Raw genomic sequence first — 6,000 nt, forward strand, 5'->3', positions numbered from 1 at the left:
TCGCCCGTAGAGTCAAGGCTTCTTACCGCGGCCTTCACCTAGGGGCCCCTAGGGGGATTGTTAGGGGTTTCTGCCGCCCCTCTCCCGTGTCAGGGTCTCACCAGTATTGGAGTTCTCTGTACGGAGTGGTGGAGCGCGCGATGTCTAACGAGTCCCAGGATTTCGCACCCGAGATCGGCGGCTCCTCCGAGGCCGACGGGACTCCGCCCGAACCCCAGGGCCCCCGGGGCGCCCAGGGCGGAACCGGCAGCGGAGACAACCCGGCGGCGGGCCAGCCCCAGTGGCGCGAGCGCCTGGCCGGCCTGACCGAGGGCGAACAGCGCGCGACCCTCCTCGACTGGGTGTCCTCCCTGGTCAAAGCCACCTTGCGGGACGCGGCCCCCGCCGTCCTCGACGCCGACCGTTCGTTCCTCGACCTCGGCTTCGACTCGCTCGCCGCCGTCGACCTGCACGCCCGACTCGTCGCCGGAACCGGTCTGCGCCTCCCGGTCACCCTCGCCTTCGACCACCCCACCCCCGCCCACCTCGCCGACCGCGTCCACGCCCTCCTGCTGGGCCGGACCGCCCCCGCCGAGGCGCCCGTCACCCGCGCCGTCAACAGCGACGAACCGATCGCCATCGTCGGAATCGGCTGCCGATTCCCCGGCGACGTGCATTCCCCCGACGAACTCTGGAACCTCGTCGCCACCGGCACCGACGCCATTTCGGAATTCCCCACCGGGCGGGGCTGGAACCTGGACGCGCTGTACGACCCCGACCCCGACCGGGCCGGCACCACGTACACCCGCGAAGGCGGATTCCTCCACGACGCCGACCAATTCGACGCCGCATTCTTCGGGATTTCCCCGCGCGAGGCCCTCGCGATGGACCCCCAGCAGCGCGTCCTGCTGGAAACCTCCTGGGAGGCGTTCGACCGCGCCGGCCTCGACCCCGCCGGACTCCGCGGCGGCCAGATCGGCGTGTTCGTGGGCGCCGAGACCCAGGAGTACGGCCCCCGCCTCGAAGACGCCGCCGACGGGTTCGAGGGCTACCTCGTCACCGGCAACGCCGCGAGCGTCGCCTCCGGCCGCATCGCCTACACCTTCGGCTTCGAAGGCCCCACCGTCACCGTCGACACGGCCTGCTCCTCCTCGCTCGCCGCCCTCCACCTCGCCGTCCAGGCCCTGCGCAACGGCGAATGCTCCCTGGCACTCGCCGGCGGCGCCGCCGTCATGGCGAGCCCCGGCTCGTTCCTCTCCTTCAGCCGCCAGCGCGGCCTCGCCGCCGACGGCCGCTGCAAGCCCTTCGCGGCCGCCGCCGACGGCACCGCGTGGGGCGAGGGCGCCGGCATGCTCCTCGTCGAGCGCCTCTCCGACGCCCGCGCCAACGGCCACCGCGTCCTGGCCGTCGTCCGCGGCACCGCCATCAACCAGGACGGCGCCAGCAACGGCCTCACCGCCCCCAGCGGCCCCGCGCAGCAGCGCGTCATCCGCCAGGCCCTGGCCAACGCCGGCCTGTCGGCCGCCGACGTGGACGCCGTGGAGGCGCACGGCACCGGCACCCGGCTCGGCGACCCCATCGAGGCCCAGGCACTGCTCGCCACCTACGGCCAGGACCGGCCCGAGGGCCAGCCGTTGTGGCTGGGCTCCCTGAAGTCCAACATCGGCCACACCCAGGCCGCCGCCGGTGTCGCCGGCGTCATCAAGATGGTCATGGCCATGCGGCACGGCGTCCTGCCGCAGACCCTCCACGTCGACGCGCCGACCCCGCACGTCGACTGGGAGGCCGGCGCCGTCTCCCTGCTCACCGAGTCCGTCGACTGGCCGGCGTCCGACGCCCCGCGCCGGGCGGGCGTCTCCTCCTTCGGCATGAGCGGCACCAACGCCCACGCCATCATCGAGGAGCCGCCGGCCGAGGACCGCGCCGCCGACCGCGCCGAGGACGGCGTCGATGACGGGGCCACGGACCAGCCGACCGCGCAGACCCCCGCCGGCGCACCGCTGCCCTGGACCCTGTCCGCGAAGACCCCCGAAGCCCTGCGCGCCACCGCCCGACGCCTCGCCGACTGGCTCGACGCCCGCCCGGACGCCACCGCGCACGACATCGGCCACTCCCTCGCCACCACCCGCAGCCGCTTCGACCACCGAGCCGTCGTCCTCGGCGACGACCGCACCGCCCTCCACCAGGCCCTGCACGCCCTCGCCGACGGCACCGACACCCCCGCCGTCGTCCACGGTGCCCCCGCCGCAGGACGCACCGCCGTCCTGTTCACCGGCCAGGGCAGCCAGCGCCTGGCCATGGGCCGCGAACTGTACGAAACCCACCCGGTGTTCGCCGACGCCCTCGACGACGCCTGCTGGTACCTCGACGAGCAGCTCGAACACCCCCTGCTCGACGTCCTGTTCGCCGACGCGGACACCCCCGCGGCCGCCCTCCTGCACCAGACGGCCTACACCCAGCCCGCACTGTTCGCGGTCGAGGTGGCCCTGTACCGGCTCGTCGAGTCCTGGGGACTGCGGCCCGCCTTCGTCGCCGGCCACTCCGTGGGCGAGATCACCGCCGCCCACGTGGCGGGCGTCCTCTCCCTCGAGGACGCGTGCGCGCTCGTCGCCGCCCGCGGCCGCCTGATGCAGGCACTCCCCACCGGCGGCGCCATGATCGCCGTACAGGCGTCGGAGGACGAGGTCCTCCCGCTGCTGACCGACGCCGACCGAGTGTCCATCGCCGCGATCAACGGCCCGCAGTCGGTCGTCGTCGCCGGCGACGAGGACGCGGCCGCAGCCGTCGCCGCGCACTTCGAGGCGCAGGGCCGCAAGACCAAGCGGCTCACGGTCAGCCACGCGTTCCACTCGCCGCACATGGACGGCATGCTGGACGACTTCCGCCGCCTGGCCCAGGTCCTCACCTACCGCACCCCCACCCTCCCCGTCGTCTCCCTCCTCACCGGCACCACCGCCACCGCCGCCGAGCTCGCCTCCCCCGAACACTGGGTCCGGCACGTCCGCGACGCCGTCCGGTTCCTCGACGGCATCCGCACCCTCCACGCCCGCGGTGCCGACTCCTTCCTGGAACTCGGCCCCGACCCCGTCCTCACGGCCATGGCCCAGGACTGCCTCGCCGCCGACCAGCAGGACACCGCCACCCCGCCCCCCGTCTTCGCCGCACTGCGCGCCGGCCGCCCCGAGACCGCCACCCTCCTCGATGCCGTCGCCCGCATGTTCGTCCGCGGCACGGACGTGGACTGGGCCGCCTGCTACGCCGGCACGGGCGCCGAGCGCGTGGAACTGCCGACGTACGCCTTCCAGCGGCAGCGCTTCTGGATGGACGCGCGCACCCCGGCCTCCGCCGATCCGGCCACGGCCGCGGACCACCGGACCGACCCTGCCGACAGCGACTTCTGGGACGCGGTCGAACACCAGGACGTGGCCGCCCTCGCCGCCGCCCTCGAACTCGACGCCGACGGCGAACAGCCGCTGAGCGAGGTCGTGCCCGCCCTGTCGGCGTGGCGCCGCCGCGTACGGACGCAGTCCGAGGTGGACGGCTGGCGCTACCGGGCGTCGTGGAAGCCGCTGGCGGAGGCCGCGGCCGGCGGTGCCCGACTGTCGGGCCCGTGGCTCGTCGTGACCCCCGCCGCGGACGTGGACGACACGGCCCTGGTGGGTGCGCTGGCCGGGCGTGGCGCCGAGGTGCGCCGGGTCGTGGTCGAGGCGGGCACGGACCGGGCTGCGCTGGCCGGTCTGCTGGCCGGGGCCGGTTCGGTGGCCGGTGTGGTGTCGCTGCTGGCGCTGGACGAGGCCGCCGGTGTCGTCGCGACGGCCGTGTTGGTGCAGGCGTTGGGTGATGCCGGGGTGGAGGTGCCCCTGTGGTGCCTGACCCGTGGTGCGGTGAGCGTGGGTCGCTCGGACCGGCTGGTGTCGGCGGTGCAGGCTCAGACGTGGGGCCTGGGCCGCGTGGCCGCGCTGGAACTGCCCGGACGCTGGGGCGGTCTGGTCGACCTGCCCGAGGTCTGGGACGAGCGGGCGATGGGCCGGCTGGTCGGCGTGCTCGCCGGCGGTGCGGCCGGTGAGGACCAGGTCGCGGTTCGTTCCTCCGGGGTCTTCGGACGCCGCCTCGTCCGCGCAGCCGCCGGGAAGGGCGACCAGCCGTGGTCGCCGTCCGGGACGGTGCTGGTGACCGGTGGTACGGGTGCCCTCGGTGGGCGCGTGGCCCGCTGGCTGGCCGGTGCGGGTGCGGAGCGGCTGGTGCTGACCAGCCGCCGGGGCGCTGACGCTCCGGGCGCCGCCGAGCTGGCGGCGGAGCTCTCCGAACTCGGGGTGGAGGTGTCGGTCGTGGCGTGCGACGCCGCCGACCGCGACGCACTCCGTACGCTGCTGGCCGCCGAGGCCGAGACCCTCACCGCGGTCGTCCACACCGCCGGCGTGCTGGACGACGGTGTCCTGGACGCGCTGACGCCGGACCGCTTCGAGAGCGTGCTGCGGGCCAAGGTCGACTCGGCCCGCAACCTGCACGAGCTGACCGGCGAGCTCGGCATCGAGCTGTCCGCCTTCGTGCTGTTCTCCTCCATGAGCGGCACCATCGGTGCGGCCGGCCAGGGCAACTACGCCGCCGCCAACGCCTACCTGGACGCGCTGGCCGAGCAGCGCCGGGCCGCCGGCCTGGCCGCGACCTCGATCGCCTGGGGTCCGTGGGCCGAGGGCGGCATGGCCGCCGACGAGGCGATGGACGCCCGCATGCGCCGCGAAGGCGTCCCCCCCATGGCCCCCGACGCGGCCATCGCGGCGCTGGCGCAGGCCGTCGGCGCCGGCGAGGCCGCCCTGACCGTCGCGGACATCGCCTGGGACCGTTACGCGTCCGTCGTGTCAGCCGTCCGCCCCAACCCGTCGGTCGCCGACTTCGTCACCCGTACGCCGGCGGGCGACGCCACGGCCACCGGCCACGGGACCGTCGTGACGGGCGCCGACGTCGCCGGCGCCGCCTTCGCGAGGCTCGCCGGGCTGCCCCGGGCCGAGCAGGAGCGGGAGCTGCTCGCTCTCGTCCGCACGCACGTCGCCGCCGTCCTCGGGCACGACGGAGCCGACGCGGTCGGCGCGGAGCGCGCCTTCAAGGACCTCGGTTTCGACTCCCTGGCCGCCGTCGACCTGCGCAACCGCCTCGGCGCGGCCACCGCGCTGAAGCTGCCCACCACCCTCGTCTACGACCACCCGACCTCGGCCGCCCTCGCCGAGTACCTGCGCGGGGAACTGGTCGGCAGCGAGCAGTCCGCGGACGCCGCCCGCCCGGCCGCGCCCGTCGCCGCCGACGAGGACCCGATCGCCATCGTCGGGATGAGCTGCCGCTTCCCCGGCGGCGTCCGCACCCCCGAGGACCTCTGGCGTCTGCTCGCGCAGGGCGCGGACGCGGTCGCCGGGTTCCCGGCCGACCGCGGCTGGGACCTCGACCGCCTCTACAGCGCCGACCCGGACCGGCCCGGAACCTCGTACACCCGCGAGGGCGGCTTCCTCTACGACGTCGCCGACTTCGACGCCGACTTCTTCGGCATCTCGCCGCGCGAGGCCCTCGCCATGGACCCGCAGCAGCGGCTCCTGCTGGAGACCTCCTGGGAGGCCTTCGAACGCGCCGGCATCGACCCGGCCGTGCTGAAGGGCAGCCGGGCCGGCGTGTTCGTCGGCACCAACGGCCAGGACTACCTCTCCCTCATCACCCGCGAGCAGGACGGCCTGGAGGGCCACGTCGGCACGGGCAACGCGGCGAGCGTCGTCTCCGGCCGCCTCTCCTACGTGTTCGGCCTCGAAGGCCCCGCGATCACCGTCGACACGGCCTGCTCGTCGTCCCTGGTCGCCCTGCACCTGGCCGTCCAGGCACTGCGCCAGGGCGAGTGCACCATGGCCCTCGCCGGCGGTGTCACCGTGATGTCCACCCCGGACGCCTTCATCGACTTCAGCCGTCAGCGGGGGTTGGCGGAGGACGGTCGGATCAAGGCGTTCGCGGCTGCCGCGGACGGTACCGGGTGGGGTGAGGGTG

At 74.9% G+C, this 6,000-nt stretch carries 1 pseudogene; it reads left to right on the forward strand.

Annotation, left to right across the window (positions count from 1 at the left end):
* Positions 1-140 precede the first annotated feature (140 nt).
* Positions 141-6,000 (forward strand): annotated as a pseudogene (locus tag ACZ4VL_RS30690) (type I polyketide synthase); the annotation flags it as partial.

This window comes from Streptomyces sp. NPDC029014, from assembly GCF_055564695.1.